We start from the raw sequence: 20,969 nt of genomic DNA on the forward strand, positions 1-20,969 counted from the left end.
GCCCGCTGCCCGGCCAGTCCATGGTCAGTCCTTGGCGGTAGCCCGATCGGTATTTCAGCCCGAATAGGTCTTGAAGCGGCCACGCGAATGAGCCTTCGCGACGGCCTTCATCAGCTCGCTGACCTCGTTCTCCAGGAATTCATTGGCCACGATCAGCGCCCGGATAGTGGCACGCAATTCCCGCCGCAGGCGGAAATGGCCTGATCGACAGCGGCTTCCAGCCCGTCATCGTCGTCAGATTCGGGCCGTGCAGACATGATGGGTATCCGGGCTTCAGGTGGCGCGCCATGTTCTTATTTTGTTCTCATCAAGTCAATCGGATCTTTAATCGGACGCGGTCTCCTCGGCCGCCTTTCTCTTCCGCCGCCAGCGCGCGAGTCATTGCAGGCTCCAAATGTCGGTGACGATTCGGCGAGGACGTTGATGACGAAACTCGGCCATGCGCATCCCTTCAATGGCAATGTCCGGCCGTTCTGCGCCACGGAATGCCGATCCCGGATGTGACGGTTCGCACGCCCCGCTCGCGAACAGTCCTTGGTTGGATCGTACCGGCTTGTGCTAGAAGTTCGGCTGCCCGCCAAATATCTGAAGTTGAGAAAATGCGGTTTCGAAATCCGGTCGCCACGACGCTTCTCCTGGCCTTCCTGTCTGCAACCACCAGCCCGACTGCAACCGCAGGCCCCACGGCCACTGCGGTCATCAAGGACGCCGGCACCGTTCAGCTCGGCAACACGACCTATCGGCTCGACGGCATCGACGCGCCGGCGGTCGATCAGCTCTGCATCGACGAGCACGCCGACGCCTGGACTTGCGGGATCGAGGCGCGCGACCAGCTGACCAGGCTGATCGGCGGCAAGCCAATTCATTGCGACGATATCGGCGTCGATCCGACCTTCAAGAAGCGCCGCCTCGGCGTCTGCAAGATCGAGGGCGACCCGACCAGCCTCAGCCAGGTGCTGGTCCAGAACGGCTATGCTCTCAATGTCGAGGGGTCGGCCACTGGCCAATTCAAGCCGGATGAAGCCACCGCCAAGGACAATCGCGCCGGGCTCTGGAAGGGCTGCTTCGTGGCGCCGCGCGATTTTCGTACGGCCAGGAAGGATGGCGCCCTGCTCGGCAACGCTTGCCCCGCCGACCGTGACACGCAGATCCGCAATGTGCTCTTCCCCGACGACCTGCCGATGCCGGCCAGCTGCAACATCAAGGGCAAATACGCCGTGCGCGCCCGCGTCACCGGCAATGTCGGCATCTATCATCTGCAGGCGTGCCGCAGTTACCCGGGCCTCGGCAATCCGGATCGCTGGTTCTGCTCCGAGGAGGATGCACAGGCGGCCGGGTTCCGCCGGGCCTATAATTGCCGTCCGCCCAAGAGCAAGTGAAGGGCAAGTGATCGCGATAAATCAAGCTGGCAAAGCCGCCTCGTCCTGTGTGAGACTGCACCGAGAGGTTGCCGGCGCGTATGACCCCATCCGATCCCGCTGATGTGCTTCCCGAAGCTGCGGCAGCCGAACGGCTGCGGCAGCATCTCGAGGAGATCGCGCGCGAACGCGATCGCGCCCATCGCGAGCTCCAGGAGCGCGAGGCGGAGCTGGCGCGGATCCAGCGCATCGCGCGGGTCGGCGAACTCGAAATCGATTTCCGTGACGGCGTGCGCAACCGCCGCTCTCCCGAATATCTCCTGGTGCATGGGCTGCCGCCGAAGAGGTCAACGAGACCTATGAGAACTGGGTCGCGCGCATCCACCCCGAGGATCGCGAGCGCACGATCCGGCACCTGTTCGGCGTGCTCAAGGCCGGCGGCGAAGACTACACGGCCGAATACCGCATCATCCGCCCGAACGACGGCGAGAGCCGCTGGATCCGCGTCGTCGCCAAGATCGAGCGCGACCGCAGCGGCCGTGCGCTGCGGCTGGTCGGCGCCGATCTCGACGTCACCGATCAGATGCTGGCGCAGGAGACCCTGCGCGAGAGCGAAGAGCGCTTCCGCCTGATCGCCGACAGCGCGCCGGTGCCGATCTGGGTGACCAAGCTCGACCGCACCCGCTCCTTTGCCAACCAGGCCTATCTCGACTTCCTTGGACTGCCGTTCGAGGAAGCGATCGTGTTCGACTGGCGCAAGGCGCTGCATCCGGATGACCTGCCGCAAATTTTGCAGGAGCAGATCACCGGCGAGCTCTCGCTGAAGCCATTCGTGCTCGAGGCCCGCTATCGGAACGCCGCAGGCGATTGGCGCTGGCTGCGCTCGGAATCGCAGCCGCGCTGGGACCCGAACGGCAAGCACATCGGCTTCATCGGCGTCGCCCACGACATCACGGCGGCCAAGGAAGCCGAGATCGAGCTTCGCAAGCTCGACGAGTCGCTGGAGCGGCGCATCCTGGAGCGCACCGCGCAGCTCGAATCCCGTGAAGCGCAGACGCGCGCGATCCTGGAAACCAGCCATCAATACCAGATGCTGCTCAACCGCGATGGCGGCTTGCTCTACACCGACCAGACGGCGCTGGCCGGCATCTGTACCGATGCCGCCGACGTCGTCGGCAAGCCGTTCTGGGACACGCCGTGGTTCGCCGCGACCGAGGGCATGCCGCGCGTGATCCGGAATGCCTTTGCGACCGTGATGCGCGGCGAGGAAGTCAAGATCGAGATGCAGCTGCGCCTGCCGATCGGCGAACGCTATTTCGATTTCGCGATGCGGCCGCTGCAGGACCAGCACGGCACCATCGTCGGCGCCGTGCCGGAGGCTGTCGACATCACCGAACGGCGCCGCGGCGAGGAAGCCCTGCGGCAATCGCAGAAGATGGAAGCCGTCGGCCAACTCACCGGCGGCGTCGCGCACGATTTCAACAACCTGCTCACCATCATCCGCTCCGCGACCGACTTCCTGCGCCGCCGCGATCTGCCGGATGACCGGCGCCGCCGCTATATCGATGCGATCTCCGAGACCGTGGAGCGGGCCTCCAAGCTCACCGCCCAGCTATTGGCATTTGCGCGCAGGCAACCGCTCAATCCGGAAGTGTTCAATGTCGGCACGCAGGTCGACAGCGTGACGCAGCTGATCCGCCCGCTGGTCGGCGCGCGGATCCACATCGAGGTCAGGATCGAGGATCCCGACTGCTTTGCGATCGCCGACATCGGCCAGTTCGAGACCGCGCTACTCAATCTCGCGGTCAACGCCCGCGATGCCATGAGCGGCGAAGGCCAGCTGACGATCGGCGTCCGGAAGGTCAAGAGTATCCCTGCCCTGCGCGCCCAGGCCTCGCGCAGCGGCGATTTCGTCACGGTCTCGATCCAGGACACCGGCACCGGCATCTCGCCGGAAAACCTCGACGCGATCTTCGAGCCGTTCTTCACGACCAAGGAGGTCGGCAAGGGAACGGGTCTCGGATTGAGCCAGGCCTTCGGCTTCGTCAAGCAATCCGATGGAGACATCGAGGTCACCTCTACGCCCGGGCACGGTGCGACCTTCACCATCTATCTGCCGCACGCGATGCGCCCGGCGGACGCCAAGGTCGCCGCCAGCGCGGGCACCGAGCAGGCTTCGATCGGCCGCGGCTATCGCGTCCTCGTGGTGGAGGACAACGACGATGTCGGCCAGTTCTCCACCGAGCTGCTCGAGGATCTCGGCTATTCGGTCAAGCGCGCGGCCAATGCCAATGCCGCGCTCTCGATCCTCTCGGAGAACGAGTTCTCCGCCGACTTGGTGTTCTCCGACGTGATCATGCCGGGCATGAACGGCGTCGAGCTCGCCGGAATCATCCGCGATCGCTTTCCTGGACTGCCGGTGGTGCTGACCAGCGGCTACAGCAACGTGCTTGCCGAGAACGCGCACAGCGGCTTCGAGCTGATCCAGAAACCCTATTCGGTCGAGGCGCTGTCACGGACGCTCCGCAAGGCGATCGCCGAACAGCGGGCGACTGCTTCCAGGCCCTGATCCTGCCGCCGGCCGCGGTCTACTGGATCACGACATGCGCGACGCCGAGCTGAAGGATGCCGAGCGCGCGGGCCGCCGTGGTCGACACATCGATGATCCGTCCACGAACGAACGGGCCCCGGTCGTTGACGCGGCACCGGATCGATTTTCCCAGATACGAGACGGTGATCATGCTGCCGAATGGCCGCTTGCGATGCGCGCAGGTCATCTCGCCACTCCTGCCGATGCCACGATAATAGGACGCAAGGCCACTCTCTGCGTTTGCCATGCACGAGGCAAACAGCAGCATGGCCGCGGACGTTGCTGCGGTTTTCATTGATCGCCTGCCGGTCGAGCCCCGCAAGGGAACGCGGTTCCACGGGTTCTGTTCCGCGCCTCGGCGTCGGCAGGTCGATTTTTAGGAACTTTTCGGAGGAAAGCGTCAGGCGGTCGCGGCTGGATCGATCAGGGCAATGCCGAACTCGGGCCGCTTCCGCCGGCGAAGCCTGGCAGGGGCTTCGGTGACCACAACCTCCAGTGTCGGCCGAACGATGCCGGCAAGCAGATGGCCGCCGCGCGTCGATCCATCCGACAGTCCGAGCACGATGTGAATATGCAGGCTGGCCTTGCCGTCGTCGCCGGTCGCGATATCGCCGATCGCGCACAGCACCTCGCACTGCTCCTTGATTTCGATCTTCCGATAGCTCTTCGATGCGAAGTCGAACCAGCCGACGGTTGCCCGCTCGAACGCGCCGATCGCGGTGAGCGATGCCGCCGTCACCTTCGCATCATTGGCGAATTTCGTCAGCGCGCCGAACGCTTCCTCGCCGCTATCGAGCACGACCACGTGAACCTGCGCGCTAGGCGCATCGGACACGAGCTTGCTTTTCATGGACCGCCTCGCCTCTCAAGAGCTTCCACTCTCAATCGGAGACGGCGACGATTGTTCCTGACGGACCGGATCGGCGGCCGCTCAGGCGGCGACGCAATCGGCCGCGAGCAGTGTCCGCAGGTCCCGCGCAGGAACCGGCCTGCTGAACAGGTAGCCCTGCATCTGCGTGCAGCCGAGCATTTGCACGGTGTCGCGCTGCTGATCGGTCTCGACGCCCTCGGCAGTGGTGATCATGTTGCGGTCGGCTGCGATCGAAACCACGGCGCGGATGATCGAGGCCGAGCCGCTGTTGCGGGTCACTTCCTTGACGAAGCTGCGGTCGATCTTGATCTTGTCGAACGGGAAGCGTTGCAGATATTGCAGCGACGAGTATCCGGTGCCGAAATCGTCGAGCGCGATGTGGACACCGAGCGCGCGGACCTGGCCGAGCGTGACCAGCGCCGCATCGTCGTCGGCGATCAGCACCGCCTCGGTGATCTCGAGCTCGAGCCGGCGCGGGTCGAGCCCGCTGTCGGCAAGCGCATTCGCAACCTTCAGCGCCAGCGTCTCCGACTTGAACTGGATCGGCGAGACGTTGACCGCGACGCGCACATGCGCCGGCCAGGCTGCCGCCTCGGTGCAGGCGGTGCGCAGCACCCACTGCCCGATCTCCTCGATCAGCCCGGTCTCCTCGGCAACCGGTATGAACTCCGCCGGCGAGATCATGCCGCGCACGGGATGCCGCCAGCGCAGCAACGCCTCGCCAGCCGGTCACCTCGTCGCTGCGCAGGTCGACCAGCGGCTGGTAGTGCAGCTCGAAGCCGCCCTCGGCCAGCGCGATACGCAAATCGGCCTCCAGCGCGCGGCGCAGATTGGCCTGCGCCTCCATCGCCGGATCGAAGAAGCGATGGGTCCTGCGGCCCGCCGCCTTGGCGGCGTACATCGCAAGGTCGGCACATTTGAGCAGGCGGAACAGATCGGAGCCGTGGCGCGGGGCGATCGCAATGCCGATGCTGGCGTCGCTCGACAAATGGTGGCCGAGGCAGTCGAACGGCGTGCGCAGCGACTGATAGATGCGTGCGACCAGGTCGCCGACGTCGTCGTCCGAGGTGATGTCGTGCTGGACGATCGCGAACTCGTCGCCGCCGAGCCGCGCGATGAAGTCGTTCGACCCGACCGACTGGCGCAACTTCTCGGCGACGCGCCGCAGAAACTCATCGCCGATCAGATGGCCCAGCGTGTCGTTGATCCGCTTGAACTCGTCGATATCGATGTAATGGATGGCGAACTCGCGCGTGGCGGCCTCGAGCAGCAGCCCCTCCGCGTGGCGCTGGAACAGCGTCCGGTTCGGCAGATTGGTCAGCGCATCGTAATGCGCGAGATACTCGATCCGCGCCTGCGCACGCCGCCCGTCGGTGACGTCCTCGAGAGTGGTGGCCCAGCCGCCGTCGGGCGCACGCTTATAGATCAGGCGGATGCTGCGACCGTCAGGCGTCATGATCACGGAGTCCCGAACCTCATCGCCCCTCGGGTTGGTGAAGCGGGCGCAGTACTCGTCGACGTCGCCGACAAACGAGCCGATCGCCTGGCGATGCAGGATCAGCTCGCGCAGATGGCAGCCCGGCCTCGCGACATCAGGCGAGAGGCCGAACATGTCGATATATTGCTGGTTGCAGATCACGAGCCGCGCCGAGGCGTCGAACAGCAGCAGCCCCTGCGTCATGGTGTTGATGGCGGTGTCGAGGTGCTGGCTCTTCTCGGACAGCCTGCGGCTTGCCGCATCGTGCTGCCGCTGCAGCTGGCGGACGATCAGGAAGACCGCGAAGCTGATGATCAGGACCGCCAGTACGGCAGCGCAGAATTGCAGTTTGGTCTGGGTGCGCCAGTCCTCCAGCGCGCTCGATGTCTTCGTGGTAGCGAGGATCAGGATCGGAAAATGCGACAGCGATCTGACCGCACCGACGTTCTCCTCGCCTGAAGCGCCAACGAACCGTCCCGACGTGTTGCCGCCAAAGCTGATGACCTTCTGGAACACCGGCAGGTTGATGATATTGCGGCCGATCACGCTGGCATCCTGCGGATAGCGTGCGATGATGGTGCCGTCGCGGTGGATCATCGAAATCACGGTGTCGCCGCTCAGCGCCAGCGAGGCGACGAAATCCTCGAAATGGCTCGGCTCGACGCCGCGGCTCGCGAAGCCGATGATGTCGCCGTTGCGCCCGGTGATCTTGCGCGCAAAGATCGTGGTCCAGTTGCCGGTCACCTTGCTCATTGCGGGCTCGACGATGACAGGAGACGTTGGCCGTCCCGAAGTGAACTCCTGGAAATAGCGCCGGTCCGCAACGCTGATGTCGGGCACCGGCCACATCTCGGATGAGTTGATCAGCCATCCCTTGGCGTTGAACAGATTGAGCCCGCCGACATGCGGCAGCGCCGCCAGCCGCGTGCGCAGCATCTCGTGCGCGCTCAGGAGTGACATGTTCTTTTCGAACTGATCGGCGGTCTCGACCTGCTCGGCCCGCAGGTAATTCACGATGTCGTCGTGGACATGCTGGAGATCTGTAAGCTGCTGGTCGAAATGCCGCGACAGCAGCAGCGCAGTGTTGTTGAGCTCGCGCTCGGACATCTCCAGCGCGCGCTCGCGAAACTGCAGCGCGAGATAGCCGGTGCCAAGCGTGATGGCGAGCACCAGCAGCGCGGCGCTCAAGACGAGCCACTGAATCGCGCCCATCCTGCTGGCGCGCAACACACCCTTGATCGACAGCCGCCGGTATTCCGGCACGCTGCTCGCTGAGACAACCGACATTTTCCTGCCCCTGTGGATGCCTTGTACGGGAACACAACCCAAGGGGTGGTTAGGAAAATCAGTTATCGGAGGGTTAAGGCCAGCGTGGACTCGCGCGCAACTGGCCCCTCGGCCGCTCCGTGCTCACTGGCTGCAGCAAGCCGAAGCCCCGGGCGGCGCGGCCTTGGGCTGTGGGGCGCAACACGCGCTCTGTTTGTCTTCCCGCTTCTCGTGCGCGATACGCGCGGTCCGCTCGCCGGTGCCGTCGCCATAGACGATGCTCTCACCGGTCGTGTGGAACAGTCTCCACGCGATTCCCGCGGGATCGTCGATCCACGACTTCTCCGACTTGGCATAACAGCACACCGTCTGGCCCTGCTCGATGACCTCGCCGCCGGCCTTGCGCAGCCGTCCGTACACCTCGCCGAGTTCTTCAGCGCTCTCGACCTGAATGCCAAGATGATCGAGGCCCGGGTCGCGGCCGCGGCTCGAGATCGCGAAGTTGACGCGGGGATCGTCGAGCATCCATTTGGCATAGTCTGATTTCACGACTGTCGGCTCGGCCCCGAACAGCGCCGAGTAGAAGCCGACCGATTGCGGGATATCCTTGACCGCGACGTGAACATGCATGCGCTTCATGGGGCAGTCCTTTCAGGGCGGCGACGCTGGATGGATATTCCATCCCAAGCATGCTCAGATATCAACAGCGTTACAACAGGAGTTCTGCTGCGGAATGGATGCGCTGACGCTGTTCGGCTTATTCGCCGTGACCATGATGCTCGTCTGCTATGCGGCCGAAGATCGCAGCCCCTGGTTCATCCTGGCCTTCGCTGTCTCCTGCGCGCTCGGCTCGGCCTACGGTTTCCTGCAGGGCGCCTGGCCGTTCGGCCTCGTCGAAGCGATCTGGGCGGTCGTCGCGGCGCGCCGATGGCTGCTGCGCCGAACCGCAGACAGCGCGTAACGTTATAGTATCCACGGCCAATCTGTCGCGGACCCGAACTTGAATGCGCGCTAGCACGGCGCTAAGTAGGCCCCATGGACGCTTCGTGCACCATGATTCAGTCTTCTCCTCACGCAACGGGATCGCGCCGCTGGCGCAGCCTGCTTGCGGGACTGATTTCGCTTGCGCTGGTGCTGTCGTTCTTCCACGGCTGGACCTCCGACGGCGATGCCGACGCGGCTCCCGGCTTCTCGATCGCGCAGTCGATCAACGACGCCGGCGCCGGCGGCAAGACTCCGGCGCATCCGCCTCGCCTCACAGCGACCATTGCCTGACGCACGTCGCCTCCGTGGCTCCGCAGGAGACCGCGTTCCCGATCGCCTATGCGCCGCATAGCTACGGCGACACCAACATCGGGCTGCCGGCTTCGGCCGATCGCCGCTCGCCCTTCAAGCCACCCCGCGCCTGATCCGGTCGACATGACCGGCCGTGCGCTGCTGCCATTCGGCAGCGCGCACCCTTCCGCACAGATCGATGTCGCGACGGCGCAGGGCCATCGGCCTGCGCTGCGGAGAGGCGCATATGAAACGGGTTGTTCTATTTTTCGCCGGCGTGGCCGCCGGCATTGCACTGGTCGTTGTGGCGGCCGGATGGATCGGCTGGCCGGTCAGGTTCCCGGCCGCGACGCAGGAGACTGCGACGACAGACACTAAGACCGAGGCCCGGCACGAGGCCCCCAGGCATATCGAGCTGAGCGAAGACCAGGTTCGCGAAGCCGGCATCACGTTCGCGCAAGCCAGCGGCGGCATGCTGAAGCGGCATTTCCTCGCGCCGGGATCGCTGATCCCCGATGCGGATCACATCGGCCGGGTCTCGGTGCGCGTGCTCGCGACGGTCACGGAACTGCGCAAGCGCCTCGGCGATGTCGTCGAGAAGGGCGAGATCGTCGCCGCGATCGAAAGCCGCGAGGTGGCCGACGCCAAGAGCGAATACCTCGCCGCACGGCTCACCAACGATCTGCAGCAGACCCTCTACGTGCGGCAGAAGACGCTGGTCGAGACCCGCATTGTGTCGGAAAACGAGTTCCTGCGCACGCAGCTGACCGCGAACGATGCCCAGATCAAGCTCGACGGCGCCCGGCAGAAGCTGTTTGCGCTTGGTCTCTCGGAAAGCGAGATCGCCGACCTGCCGAACCAGCCCCCGGAGAGCCTGCGGACGCAGTTCTTGCGCGCGCCGATCAGCGGCCGGGTGTCCGAGCGGCGCGTCGATCTCGGCGGATTGATTGGGCGCGAGGGCCAGGAGAGCGAGCTCTATGTCATCGTCAATCTCGACGACATCTGGGTCGACCTCGCGGTCTCACCCGAAGACATCGGCGCGGTCCGCGAAGGTGTTTCGGTGAAAATCCGCGCCATCGGCACCGAAGATGAAGCCAATGCCGGTGTGATCTTCGTCAGCCCCCTGCTCGACCGCGAGACCCGCAACGCGCGCGTGATCGCGACCATGCCCAACAAGGACCACCGCTGGAAGCCGGGTACCTTTGTCACCGCCGAGGTCCCGCTGTCAGGCGCGCCGTCGACCGTGATCGTCTCGAAGAAGGCGCTTCAAACCATCAAGGGAACGCCGACCGTGTTCGTGCGCGATGCCGACGGCTTCGAGGCGAGATCGGTGCGGACCGGCCGCGAGGACGACGACGATATCGAGATCGTTGCCGGCCTCGCGGCCGGCGAGACCATCGCGGTGCAGAACACCTTCACGCTGAAGGCGGAGTTCGAGAAGGACGAGGCGGAGCACGACCATGATTGAGCGCATCATTGGTCTTGCGATCCAGCGGCGCTGGGTGGTCGTCACCCTGGCGGCGATCGCGATGTTCCTCGGCGGCCTTGCGCTGACGAAGCTGCCGATCGACGCGGTGCCCGACATCACCAACAAGCAAGTCCAGATCAACACCGTGGCCCCGGCGCTGTCGCCGGCGGAAATCGAGAAGCAGATCACCTTCCCGATCGAGACGGCCCTGGCCGGCGCGCCGGGGCTCGAGAGCACGCGCTCGCTCTCCCGCAACGGCTTCTCGCAGATCACGGCGGTGTTCAGCGAGGCCACCGACATCTATTTTGCCCGCCAGCAGGTCGGCGAGCGCCTGACCGAGGTCCGCGCGCGCCTGCCGCAAGGCATCGAGCCGCGGATCGGCCCGACCTCGACCGGCCTTGGCGAAATCTACATGTGGACCGTCCATTACTCCGGCCAGAAGGTGCAGACCGACGGCGCGCCGGGCCTGCAAAGCGACGGCCGCTTCCTGACGGCGGACGGCCAGATGCTGCAAAGCGAGGTCGAGAAGGACGCCTATCTGCGTACCGTGCAGGACTGGATCATCAAGCCGCAGATCAAGATGGTGCCTGGTGTCGCCGGCGTCGATACGATCGGCGGATACCTCAAGCAGTATCAGGTCCATCCCGATGCGGCGAAGCTGATTGCGCTCGGTCTCACCTTCGCCGACGTTGCCAAGGCGATCGAGACCAACAATGTCAGCCGCGGTGCGCGCTATATCGAGCGCAACGGCGAAGGCTTCGTCGTGCGCTCCGGCGGCCGGCTCGAGAACATCGACGAGCTCGGCGCCGTCGTCGTCACCACCCGCGGCGGCGTCCCGGTTCGGATCCGCGACCTCGCCACGCTTTCGATCGGCGGTGAGACGCGCACCGGCAGCGCCAGCGAGAACGGCCGCGAGGTCGTGGTCGGCACCGCGCTGATGCTGATCGGCGCCAACAGCCGCACCGTGTCGGCCGCGGTCGACGCCAAACTGCGGACAATCATGCCGTCCCTGCCGGCCGGCATCGAGGTCAAGACGGTGCTGGATCGGACCCAGCTGGTTGATGCAACGATCGGCACCGTAGCGCGCAACCTCAGCGAAGGCGCATTGCTCGTGATCGCCGTGCTGTTCGTGCTGCTCGGCAATTTCCGCGCGGCATTGATCACGGCGCTGGTGATCCCAGTCGCGATGCTGATGACCGCGATCGGTATGTGGCAAGGCCGGATCAGCGCCAATCTGATGAGCCTTGGCGCGCTGGATTTCGGCCTGATCGTCGACGGCGCCGTGATCATCACCGAAAACAGCCTGCGTCACCTCGCCGAGAAGCAGCATGCGCTCGGCCGCGTGCTGACGCGCGATGAACGGCTGGCGACGGTGCGGGCCTCCGCGGTGGAAATGGTGCAGCCGAGCCTCTACGGCCAGGCCATCATCCTCTTGGTCTATGTGCCACTGCTGACCTTCACCGGCGTCGAAGGCAAGATGTTCGAGCCGATGGCGCTGACCGTGATCCTTGCGCTCGCGGCCGCCTTCGTGCTGTCGCTGACATTGGTTCCGGCGCTGATCGCGATCGGCATCACCGGCCACGTGCAGGAGCAGGAAAACCGGCTCGTTGCCGCCCTGAAGCGCTGCTACAGCCCGCTGCTCCGGCGCGCGGTTGCAACGCCTATCCCGGTCATCGCGGTGGCGGTCGTGCTGTTCGCGACCGCCCTGTTCGGGTTCTTCCGCCTCGGCCAGGAGTTCATCCCCTCGCTCGACGAGAAGAACATCGCCATGCACGCGCTCAGGATTCCGAGCACGGCACTGTCGCAGTCGCAGGCGATGCAGCTGTCGGTCGAGAAGGCCGTCAGCCGCTTTCCGCAGGTGTCGTTCGTCTTCTCCAAGACCGGCACCGCGGAGGTGGCGAGCGATCCGATGCCGCCGAACGCGTCCGACACCTTCATTATCCTGAAACCGCGCGGGCAGTGGCCGGACCCATCGCTGACCAAGGAGCAACTGATCGAGGACATCTCGAAGGCGGTCGGCCGGCTGCCCGGCAACGTCTATGAATTCACCCAGCCGATCCAGATGCGCTTCAACGAACTGCTCGCCGGTGTTCGCGGCGACATCGCGGTCAAGGTGTTCGGCGACGAGTTCGGGCCGATGCAGAAAGCTGCCAACCAGATTGCCTCGGCGCTGCGCAGCGTGCGCGGCGCGACCGACGTCAAGGTCGAACAGGCCGGCGGCCTGCCCGTGCTCGAGATCAAGGTCGATAAGGCGGCGATCGCCCGGCGCGGCCTCAGCGTTTCGGCCGTGCAGGACGTGATCGGTGCCGCGGTCGGCGGTCAGGATGCCGGTGTTGTGTACGAAGGCGATCGCAGCTTCGACATCGTGGTGCGATTGCCGGAGAGCGTGCGCTCCGATCTCGAGGCGCTGAGCAATTTGCCGGTCGCATTGCCGAAGGCAACGCCGAGTTCGCCGGTGCAGAGCCTGCCGCTCAACCGCGTCGCCCAGTTCTCCTTCACCGAGGGGCCGAACCAGATCAGCCGCGAGAACGGCAAGCGCCGCATCGTGGTGACAGCCAATGTTCGCGGCCGCGATCTCGGCTCGGTGGTCGAGGAAGCCCAGGCAAGAGTCACGCAATCGGTGCAGCTGCCGCCGGGCTATTGGATGACCTGGGGCGGCCAATCCGAGAACCTCGCCGCGGCGCGCCAGCGCCTGGCCGTCGTGGTGCCGGCGTGTTTTGCGATGATCTTCCTGTTGCTGCTGGCGGCGATGGGCTCGGCCCGCGATGCCCTGCTGGTGTTCAGCGCGGTGCCGCTGGCGCTCACCGGCGGCATCGCCGCACTTTGGCTGCGCGGCATGCCGTTCTCGATCTCAGCGGCGGTCGGCTTCATCGCGCTGTCGGGCGTTGCGGTGCTGAACGGGCTCGTGATGCTGAGCTTCATCCGGCAGTTGCGCGAGCGCGGCGTGCCGATGCGGGAAGCCATCGAGCAAGGCGCCCTCACCCGCTTCCGCCCCGTGGTGATGACCGCCTTGGTGGCCTCGCTCGGCTTCGTGCCGATGGCGTTCGCCACCGGCACCGGTGCTGAGGTGCAGAAGCCGCTCGCCACCGTCGTGATCGGCGGCCTGATCAGCGCGACCCTGCTGACGCTCGCCGTGCTGCCGGCGCTCTATGCCCGGTACGGGCATGCCGGCAGCGCTGCGCGCAATGAGAGAACCGCGATTCAGCCTGCGGAATGACGGTGTGTTGACCGGCGTCCTGCGGGAAAAATCCGGCCGTTACAGCGCCGAGCAAGCGCTGTAACATTTCTGTCATATGGCAAAACTAAACGAAGGCTGCGGCGGGCTGCCGCGGGGCTTCATCAGGGGGAACAGCAATATGCGTCGTGCCATTACCTTACTGTCCGCGAGCATGATCGCGCTTTCGGCGGGCGCCGCCTCGGCGCAGAACGCCAAGCCCCGCAACCTCATCCTGTTCGTCCCCGATGGCCTGCGCGGCGCCATCGTGACGCCGCAGACGGCGCCTGCGATGGCCGAGATCCGCGACAAGGGTGTCGACTTCAAGAATTCGCACTCGCTGTTTCCGACCTTCACGATGGCGAACAGCTCGGCGCTGTCGACCGGCCACTACCTCGGCGACACCGGCACCTTCTCCAACACGATCTATACCGGCTACACCTCGGCGCCGGCGGGCGACACCGTGGTCCCCTTCATCGAGAACGACGCGGTGCTCGCCGATGTCGACGATCACTTCAACGGCGACTACCTCAACGAGGAGACGCTGCTGAAGATGGCTCGCGGCCAGGGTTTCAGCACCGCCGCCATCGGCAAGGTCGGCCCGACCCTGCTGTTCGACCACACCGATCGCGGCAAGAACACGATCGTGATCGACGATTCCACCGGCGGCAAGACCGGCGTGCCGCTCTCCGACGAGATGAAGGAGGCGCTGACCAAGGCCGGCCTGCCGCTCGCCACCCCGAGCCGCGGCGACAATGCCAAGGCGGGCGACGCCAAGACACCCGGCACCACGGTCGCCAACGTCGCGCAGCAGGCCTACATGGCCGACGTCGCGACCAAGGTGGTGCTTCCGATGTTCAAGGCGCGCAACAAGCCGTTCGTGCTGGTGTTCTGGTCGCGCGATCCGGACGGCAGCCAGCACAACACCGGCGACAGCCTCAACACCATCACCCCCGGCATCAACGGGCCGACCTCGATGGCCGGCATCAAGAATGCCGACAACAACCTTGCGCAGTTGCGCAAGGCGCTCGAGCGAGCTCGGGCTTTCCGCCGACACCAACATCGTGGTCTCCTCCGACCACGGCTTCTCAACGATCTCGAAGGAGAGCAAGACCAGCCCCTCGGCCAAGATCGCCTATAGCGACACGCCGCAGGATTTCGTGCCGATGGGCTTTGTGGCGATCGACCTCGCCAAGGCGCTGGACCTGCCGCTGTTCGACCCCAACGACAAGAACGCGAAGGTCGCCGACAATGCCCACCCGAAGGCCGGCAACGGCGTGCTCGGCCAGGACCCGGCCAAGCCCGAGGTCGTGATCGCGACCAATGGCGGCTCGGACCTGATCTATCTGCCGAACCGCGACAAGAAGCTCGCCGACCGCGTCATCAAGGCGCTGCTCGAGCAGGACTATGTCAGCGGCCTGTTTGTCGACGACAAGCTCGGCACCTTCCCCGGCACGCTGCCGATGTCGAACCTCAATCTGAAGGGCAAGGCGGTGACGCCGAACCCGTCGATCGTGGTCAATTTCCGTTCCTGGTCGAGCGGTTGCGAAATCCCGACCAACTGTTCGGTGCAGGTCGCCGACACCGTGCTTCGCCAGGGCCAGGGCATGCATGGCAGCTTCAGCCGCGGCGACACCTTCAACTTCACCGCGGCGATCGGCCCCGACTTCAAGGCGGGCTATGTCGATCCGCTGCCGGTCAGCAACGCCGATGTCGGCATGACCGCGGCCCAGTTGCTCGGCCTGCGCGCGCCGAACAATGGCGGGCTGATCGGCCGGGTGATGTCGGAGGCGCTGCCGAACGGCATCGTGCCGAAGATGGCCGAGGGCACCATCATGTCGAAGAAGCCGTCGGCCAACGGCCTGCGCACCGTGCTGAAATTCCAGCGCGTGCTCTCGACCCGCTATTTCGACGTCGCCGGGTTTCCGGGACGGACGCTCGGGCTCGAGGAAACCGGCGGCAAACAGAAAACGGCGGGGAAGTAATCCCCGCCGCTCTCGCTTGAAGCCGTTCGTTCGGGATGATGTGCGCATCATCCCGGGTGATGACATCACCTTGGACGATCACATCATCCCGATGTCGAACACGTTGGGGAGCTGCGCCGCGAGCGGCAGCGCGGTCGCGCCGACCAGCGTCGCCACCATCGCCGCCAGCGCACGACCGGTGCGGCGCTGACCGCGCATCTGGCCCGCGATCCACTCCAGAACCTTGGTGTCCATCTTGGCGCCTTGTCTCGGCGCCCAGCGATCGATCTCGGTGTCGGGCGACAGCGCCACCGTGCGCGGCGGCACCGGCAGGCCGAACTCGGAGGCAGCATGATGGGCGATCGCCTTGGCGAGCAGATCGTCGAACCGGCCGCCATCGCTGCGCTCGGCAGCGGCCTCGTTGATCGCGAACAGCGCCTCGATCTCGGCCCGGCTGACCGGCTGATGCTCGACCGCGGCCGCCGTCAGGATGCGCGCGCACCAGGCAGCGTCATCGGCATCGAGCGACCGGGAGAAATGGATGCGGCCCTTGGTGGTCGGGCCTTCGCCGGTGATCACGCCGTCGCGCACGATGGTGAGCGCATGGGCGGCAGTCTTGCGGCAGGACGGATGCAACGCACCGCTGAGAGGCTCAGCGGTCTTGGTACTTGGGGTAGACATTGTGGGAGCTTTCAATTCCTATCTCAGGCCAGCTTTTCCATGCGGGCGTAAACGAGTGGTTAATGATTCGGAACTTGCGTTCCGAGATTTTTAGATGGTTGCTATTTGGTCGCTTTAAACGTCGTCACGGTTCAGTCCTATAGCAGCCAGGGCCGGCGTGATGACGGCGATAAGCGGCATTATCTGGGCATTTCCAAGCCTTTGTGCCGCAGCTGATATTTCGCCGCAGGGATCCGGATCAAAAACAAGTTGCTTGGAATTCCACCCTCAAGGAGAAATGTTTCACCTTTTTTCAGAACCCGTTCACTTAAGCCTTATCCCGTCCTATACTGGAACAGACAGCCTCAAATACAAATTCAATCGCAACTTCAAAGAGATGAGGTAAAATCATGGCACTTCAGATTGGCGCCGTCGCCCCCGACTTCGAAGCCGAGACCACCGAAGGAAAGATCAAGTTCCATGACTGGATCGGCAACAGCTGGGCGCTTTTGTTCTCCCATCCCAAGGACTTCACCCCGGTCTGCACCACCGAGCTCGGTGCGCTCGCCCGCCTGAAGCCCGAGTTCGACAAGCGCGGCGTCAAGCTGATGGGCTTGTCGGTCGATCCGGTGGACCGTCACGCCAAATGGTCCGACGACATCAAGGAAACCCAGGGCGCGGCGCCGAACTATCCGATGATCGGCGACACCGATTTCAACGTGTCGAAGCTCTCAACATGCTGCCGGCCTCGACCTCGGGCGATCCCCTCACCCGCACCGCCGCCGACAACCAGACCGTCCGCAACGTGTTCGTGATCGGACCGGACAAGAAGATCAAGCTGGTGATGGTCTATCCGATGACCACCGGCCGGGATTTCGAGGAGATCCTGCGCTCGATCGAACTCGCTGGCAGATGACCGCCAAGCACCGCGTCGCCACCCCTGCCGACTGGAAGCAAGGTGAAGACGTGATCATCGCGGGCTCGGTCAGCGACGACGAGGCCAAGACGATCTACCCGCAGGGCTGGAAGGCGCCGAAGCCTTACATCCGCATCGTGCCGCAGCCGAAGTAACGGCACGCTCACTGCGTCCGGGTGACCCGCGCACAGCCGATCATCGTCTGGTTTCGCGACGATCTGCGGCTGTCGGATCACCCGGCCCTCCACGAAGCAGCCAGCCGCGGTGCGCCCGTGGTTGGCCTCTATGTGCGTGACGAAGAGAGCCGTGCATTGATGCCGCCGGCCGTACGTCGGCTCGGGGGTGCGACGCGCTGGTGGCTAGCGCAGTCGTTGCGCGCACTCGGCGAGAGCCTCACCATGGCAGGCGGATCGCTGGTGCTGCGCACCGGACCGGCCGCGTCGGTGATCGCCACGGTGGCGCGCGAAATCGGCGCACGCGCCGTATTCTGGAACGACATCATACATGCGCCGCATCAGGCCGTTGCCAGAGAAGTCGAAGCCGCGCTCGCAAATGACAGCATCGACTTCGCAAATTTTCCGCGGCGATCTGCTCGTCGAACCGAAGGCGATCCGCAACAAGGACAACCGGGCCTTGCGCGTGTTCACGCCGTTCTGGCGGCGCGTCCAAGGCCTCGGCGACCCGCCAAAGCCGTTGCCGGCTCCGAAGAAGCTCACATCCCGTCAGCGGCGTCGCGAGCGAAGCGCTTGATGACTGGAGTCTCGAACCGACACGGCCCGATTGGGCCGGCGGCCTGCGCGAGACCTGGACACCGGGTGAAGCCGCGGCGCAGGCGCGGCTGAAGCGATTCCTCGATGAGGGGATCAGCGGTTACGCCGACGACCGCGATCGGCCCGATCCGCGACGGCACCTCGCGCCTGTCGCCGCATCTGCGCTTCGGCGAGATCAGCCCGCGACAGGTCTGGCACGCGGCCCGCTTCGCCGCCGCGGAAGACTCGCGCCTTGCCGGCGACATCGACAAGTTCCTCAGCGAGCTCGTCTGGCGCGAATTCTGCCGCCATCTGCTGTTCGACGTCCCCGATTTGGCGGATCGGAACTTGCAGGAGCGGTTCCATGCTTTTCGATGGAGGCGCAACGCTCTTGCCTTGGAGGCGTGGCAACGCGGCCTCACCGGCTATCCGATCGTCGATGCCGGCATGCGCGAGCTCTGGCACACGGGCGTGATGCACAACCGGGTGCGAATGGTGGCGGCCTCGTTCCTGGTCAAGCACCTCCTGATCGACTGGCGCACAGGCGAACAATGGTTCTGGGATACGCTGGTCGATGCCGATGCCGGCTCCAACCCGGCGAACTGGCGATGGGTCGCCGGCTGCGGCGCTGACGCCGCGCCCTATTTCCGCGTCTTCAATCCGGTCCTGCAAGGCGAGAAATTCGATCCCGACGGCGGCTATGTCAGGCGCTGGGTGCCGGAGCTCGCGCAGCTCTCCAACGAGCTGATCCACCAGCCCTGGACCGCGACACCGATCGAGCTGGCGAGCGCCGGCATCGAACTCGGCAAGACCTACCCGCCGCCGATCGTTGATCACAAGCAGGGACGCGAACGCGCGCTTGCAGCTTACGCGAAGATCCGTCGCAAAGACTAAGCGCGGCGATTGACCAGCAGCACCGCCGCGGCGCAGGCGGCCATGCCGGCAATGGCGACCTGATCCAGCCGCTCGTCGAACAGGACGTAGGCCATCAGCGCGGTCACCGCCGGCACCAGATAGAACAGGCTCGCGACCGAGGTTGCGGCATGGTGGCGGATCAGCCAGTACAACAGCCCGATCGAACCGATCGACAGCGCGAACACGAGCCAGGCCAGCGCCAGCACGAACTCGCCGGTCCAATGCACCACATTGGTCTCGAACACGAAGGCGCCGATACCGAAGAAGATCGTCACCGCGATGTACTGCACCAGATTGCCGGCGCGCCAGTCGATCCGGTTGCAATAGCGCCGTTGATAGAGCGTGCCCAAGGTGATGCTGATCAGCGAGACGCCGGAGGCGAGCCAGCCCCACCCCGCCTCGCTCGTCATCGGCCGGTTGTGCAGGATCAAGACGACGCCGGCGAGGCCGAGCACCAGTCCGCCCCATTGCAGCGGCGTGACGCGCTCGCCCAGCCAGCGGTTGGCAATGGTCGAGGTCAGGATCGGCTGCAGGCCCGGGATCAAGGCCGAGAGCCCCGCCGGAACCGAATGCGCGATCGCAATCGCGGTGCCGCCGAGATAGAAGCCGTGCACCAGGATGCCGGCGACCGCGCTGTGGAAAATACCAGTCCGGTCCGGCCAGTTCGGCCGCGCGATCGCGGCGATGACCGCCATCACCACCACCACGAACGCCATCCGGATTGCCAGATAGGTCAGCGGCTCCGCATTGTTGATGACGTATTTGGTGCCGATGAATCCGGTGCTCCACAGCACCACAAAGATCGCCGGCGCCAGACGAGCGGCAGTTTCCTCGAAGCTCTTGTTCATTGCAGGCTGTCATTGCCCGAAGATGAGGCAGCCAGCAATCGTGAATTTAACGAGGGTGGCGGGCGAGCCCGCGGCTGTAAGCAGGTGGCGCCTCACCCACAGTGTCGTCCCTGCGAACGAAAGCAGGGATCCATCCTCTGCAGCGGATGTTGTGAAAGGGACTCATCGTCCCAGCGGCCTTCAACGATAACCATCGGTGGTTATGGGTCCCTGCTTTCGCAGGGACGACACTGAACGTGTTGCACGGTCTGCTAGCCACACATTCGCATTCTCGCGACATTGCCGATGATACGAGACCACTCTGACCTTGCAGACGCTCGCGGACCCAACGCCTGTCGCTGCCAATCACGACGATTTGTCCTCAGGGATGCCATGCGCGTTTATCGGATGCGACATGCCGCCCTCACCGATACGCTTCGGTAGAATCTGCAGCCGTCGGTCGCGGCACGTTTCCGGATTGCACCGGAATCTGATGTCGCCGAATACCGGCGGCCAAAAACACTGCACAAGAAGAGCCGGCCACGAGCCGGACAAGAAGAAAAACAATGGATCAAGTGGCGTTGGTCGTCGTTCGGGCGGTCGAGAGCGGCGCGACGACGACGAAAGATATTATCGGCGTGACCAGATTGTCGCGTCTCAAGGTCGAGCGTGCACTGAGCACGCTGGAGAAGCAGAAGCTGCTCCTCCGCGAACGGCAGGGCTCGTGGGCCCTCGGCTTTCCCGTGGCTCCGACGGTCAGGCAATGTGGATCATGCACCCTCTGCTGCAAGGTGCTTGAGGTGACCGATCTCAGCAAGCCGGTGAATACGGTCTGCAGCCACATCCTGGCGGGCGGCGGATGCGAGATCTACCACGAGCGTCCCCGGCAGTGCCGCTCATTCAGCTGTGCCTGGCTGCAAGGCCACCTCGATGATGATTGGTTTCCCGAGACCGCGGGCATGGTGCCGCATTTCGGGCTCGACGCGCTGAATGTGCAGGTCGACCTCGATGATCCCGACCGCTGGCGCGAGGAACCTTATTTCAGCAAGCTGTGCGAACTTTCGTTGAAGGGCCTCAGGGTAAGTGAAGGGCGGCCGTATGCCACCCTCATCATCGTCGGTCAGGACCGCTACCTGCTGCTCGGGCGGACCATCGTGCCCGATCCAACGCTGTTCGGCACCGCCTTCGTGCCGATTACGCTCGACACCTTCCGCTACTGGAAGGCAACATCGCTTGAGCATCTGCAGCGATTGAACGATCGGGTCATGGAGATCCAGCGCATCCAGCAGGAGTTCGGCCATTGCGCCATCCCTGACGACGACGATCCCTCCCCGCCTTACCGGCCGGCTCTTCTCCAACGGTCGAAGGAACTGGGCGTGATACGCACGACGTGACGACAGCCGGACACAGCGCAGGTCA

11 protein-coding genes and 6 pseudogenes are annotated in these 20,969 nt (G+C 64.7%); 10 read left to right on the forward strand and 7 right to left on the reverse strand.

Going from position 1 to position 20,969, the window contains the following annotated elements:
* Positions 1-54: 54 nt before the first annotated feature.
* A pseudogene (locus tag ACSKB9_RS06375) lies at positions 55-257 on the reverse strand (hypothetical protein).
* Between the two features lie 342 nt (positions 258-599).
* On the opposite strand from ACSKB9_RS06375, the gene ACSKB9_RS06380 reads away from it, so the two are divergent.
* Both ACSKB9_RS06380 and ACSKB9_RS06385 read left to right on the forward strand, forming a co-directional pair.
* Complete coding sequence (locus ACSKB9_RS06380) at positions 600-1,379, forward strand: thermonuclease family protein (protein WP_438072063.1); 780 nt, start codon at positions 600-602, stop codon at positions 1,377-1,379.
* Positions 1,380-1,459: 80 nt separating this feature from the next.
* A pseudogene (locus ACSKB9_RS06385) lies at positions 1,460-3,927 on the forward strand (PAS domain-containing protein).
* Between the two features lie 19 nt (positions 3,928-3,946).
* Here ACSKB9_RS06385 and ACSKB9_RS06390 read toward each other — a convergent pair.
* The 4 genes and pseudogenes from ACSKB9_RS06390 to ACSKB9_RS06405 form a co-directional block, all read right to left on the reverse strand.
* Positions 3,947-4,243 carry a septal ring lytic transglycosylase RlpA family protein gene (locus ACSKB9_RS06390; protein ID WP_016840471.1) on the reverse strand — a complete coding sequence of 99 codons (297 nt, stop codon included), beginning with the start codon at positions 4,241-4,243 and terminating at the stop codon, positions 3,947-3,949.
* A 105-nt stretch (positions 4,244-4,348) separates the two neighbouring features.
* Positions 4,349-4,798, reverse strand: a complete 450-nt coding sequence (locus ACSKB9_RS06395; RefSeq protein WP_438072065.1) for a PPC domain-containing DNA-binding protein — start codon at positions 4,796-4,798, stop codon at positions 4,349-4,351.
* A gap of 81 nt (positions 4,799-4,879) precedes the next feature.
* Positions 4,880-7,583: pseudogene (locus tag ACSKB9_RS06400) on the reverse strand (bifunctional diguanylate cyclase/phosphodiesterase).
* A 123-nt stretch (positions 7,584-7,706) separates the two neighbouring features.
* Positions 7,707-8,201, reverse strand: coding sequence for an ArsI/CadI family heavy metal resistance metalloenzyme (locus ACSKB9_RS06405; RefSeq protein WP_438072067.1), 495 nt, complete (start codon positions 8,199-8,201; stop codon positions 7,707-7,709).
* A 94-nt stretch (positions 8,202-8,295) separates the two neighbouring features.
* Here ACSKB9_RS06405 and ACSKB9_RS06410 point away from each other — a divergent pair, with 94 nt between their 5' ends.
* From ACSKB9_RS06410 to ACSKB9_RS06430, 5 genes and pseudogenes are all read left to right on the forward strand, one after another.
* Entirely contained in the window at positions 8,296-8,523 is a 228-nt protein-coding gene (locus tag ACSKB9_RS06410) for a hypothetical protein (RefSeq protein WP_018272058.1), read from the forward strand.
* Positions 8,524-8,615: 92 nt separating this feature from the next.
* A complete protein-coding gene (locus ACSKB9_RS06415) occupies positions 8,616-8,837 on the forward strand; it encodes a hypothetical protein (RefSeq protein WP_438072069.1) in 222 nt (73 codons plus the stop codon).
* Between the two features lie 247 nt (positions 8,838-9,084).
* Positions 9,085-10,305, forward strand: a complete 1,221-nt coding sequence (locus ACSKB9_RS06420) for an efflux RND transporter periplasmic adaptor subunit (protein WP_438072071.1) — start codon at positions 9,085-9,087, stop codon at positions 10,303-10,305.
* A complete protein-coding gene (locus tag ACSKB9_RS06425; RefSeq protein ID WP_438072073.1) occupies positions 10,298-13,522 on the forward strand; it encodes an efflux RND transporter permease subunit in 3,225 nt (1,074 codons plus the stop codon). Before ACSKB9_RS06420 ends, ACSKB9_RS06425 begins: the two co-directional genes overlap by 8 nt.
* Positions 13,523-13,661: 139 nt before the next feature.
* Positions 13,662-15,504 (forward strand): annotated as a pseudogene (locus ACSKB9_RS06430) (alkaline phosphatase family protein).
* A 78-nt stretch (positions 15,505-15,582) separates the two neighbouring features.
* Here ACSKB9_RS06430 and ACSKB9_RS06435 read toward each other — a convergent pair.
* On the reverse strand, positions 15,583-16,164 hold the full coding sequence (locus tag ACSKB9_RS06435; protein WP_438072075.1) for a hypothetical protein: 582 nt from the start codon (positions 16,162-16,164) through the stop codon (positions 15,583-15,585).
* A gap of 389 nt (positions 16,165-16,553) precedes the next feature.
* Here ACSKB9_RS06435 and ACSKB9_RS06440 point away from each other — a divergent pair.
* Positions 16,554-17,214, forward strand: a pseudogene (locus tag ACSKB9_RS06440) (peroxiredoxin).
* A 21-nt stretch (positions 17,215-17,235) separates the two neighbouring features.
* Positions 17,236-18,702: pseudogene (locus tag ACSKB9_RS06445) on the forward strand (cryptochrome/photolyase family protein).
* On the opposite strand, the gene ACSKB9_RS06450 reads toward ACSKB9_RS06445, so the two are convergent.
* Positions 18,699-19,571, reverse strand: coding sequence for a DMT family transporter (locus ACSKB9_RS06450; protein WP_438072077.1), 873 nt, complete (start codon positions 19,569-19,571; stop codon positions 18,699-18,701). The pseudogene ACSKB9_RS06445 and the gene ACSKB9_RS06450 sit on opposite strands and share 4 nt — an antisense overlap.
* Before the next feature lie 545 nt (positions 19,572-20,116).
* On the opposite strand from ACSKB9_RS06450, the gene ACSKB9_RS06455 reads away from it, so the two are divergent.
* A complete protein-coding gene (locus tag ACSKB9_RS06455) occupies positions 20,117-20,944 on the forward strand; it encodes a YkgJ family cysteine cluster protein (protein WP_438072079.1) in 828 nt (275 codons plus the stop codon).
* Positions 20,945-20,969: the final 25 nt, after the last annotated feature.

It is taken from the genome of Bradyrhizobium sp. BR 1433, from assembly GCF_051547665.1.
Taxonomy (GTDB): domain Bacteria; phylum Pseudomonadota; class Alphaproteobacteria; order Rhizobiales; family Xanthobacteraceae; genus Bradyrhizobium; species Bradyrhizobium australafricanum.

What these genes read in the sequence shown, in the direction of transcription:
- ACSKB9_RS06395 (WP_438072065.1), bottom strand. Translation starts at nt 4,798, where the DNA reads ATGAAAAGCAAGCTCGTGTCCGATGCGCCTAGCGCGCAGGTTCACGTG.
- ACSKB9_RS06380 (WP_438072063.1), top strand. Translation starts at nt 600, where the DNA reads ATGCGGTTTCGAAATCCGGTCGCCACGACGCTTCTCCTGGCCTTCCTG.
- ACSKB9_RS06420 (WP_438072071.1), top strand. Translation starts at nt 9,085, where the DNA reads ATGAAACGGGTTGTTCTATTTTTCGCCGGCGTGGCCGCCGGCATTGCA.
- ACSKB9_RS06390 (WP_016840471.1), bottom strand. Translation starts at nt 4,243, where the DNA reads ATGAAAACCGCAGCAACGTCCGCGGCCATGCTGCTGTTTGCCTCGTGC.
- ACSKB9_RS06450 (WP_438072077.1), bottom strand. Translation starts at nt 19,571, where the DNA reads ATGAACAAGAGCTTCGAGGAAACTGCCGCTCGTCTGGCGCCGGCGATC.
- ACSKB9_RS06410 (WP_018272058.1), top strand. Translation starts at nt 8,296, where the DNA reads ATGGATGCGCTGACGCTGTTCGGCTTATTCGCCGTGACCATGATGCTC.
- ACSKB9_RS06455 (WP_438072079.1), top strand. Translation starts at nt 20,117, where the DNA reads ATGGATCAAGTGGCGTTGGTCGTCGTTCGGGCGGTCGAGAGCGGCGCG.
- ACSKB9_RS06415 (WP_438072069.1), top strand. Translation starts at nt 8,616, where the DNA reads ATGATTCAGTCTTCTCCTCACGCAACGGGATCGCGCCGCTGGCGCAGC.
- ACSKB9_RS06425 (WP_438072073.1), top strand. Translation starts at nt 10,298, where the DNA reads ATGATTGAGCGCATCATTGGTCTTGCGATCCAGCGGCGCTGGGTGGTC.
- ACSKB9_RS06435 (WP_438072075.1), bottom strand. Translation starts at nt 16,164, where the DNA reads ATGTCTACCCCAAGTACCAAGACCGCTGAGCCTCTCAGCGGTGCGTTG.
- ACSKB9_RS06405 (WP_438072067.1), bottom strand. Translation starts at nt 8,201, where the DNA reads ATGAAGCGCATGCATGTTCACGTCGCGGTCAAGGATATCCCGCAATCG.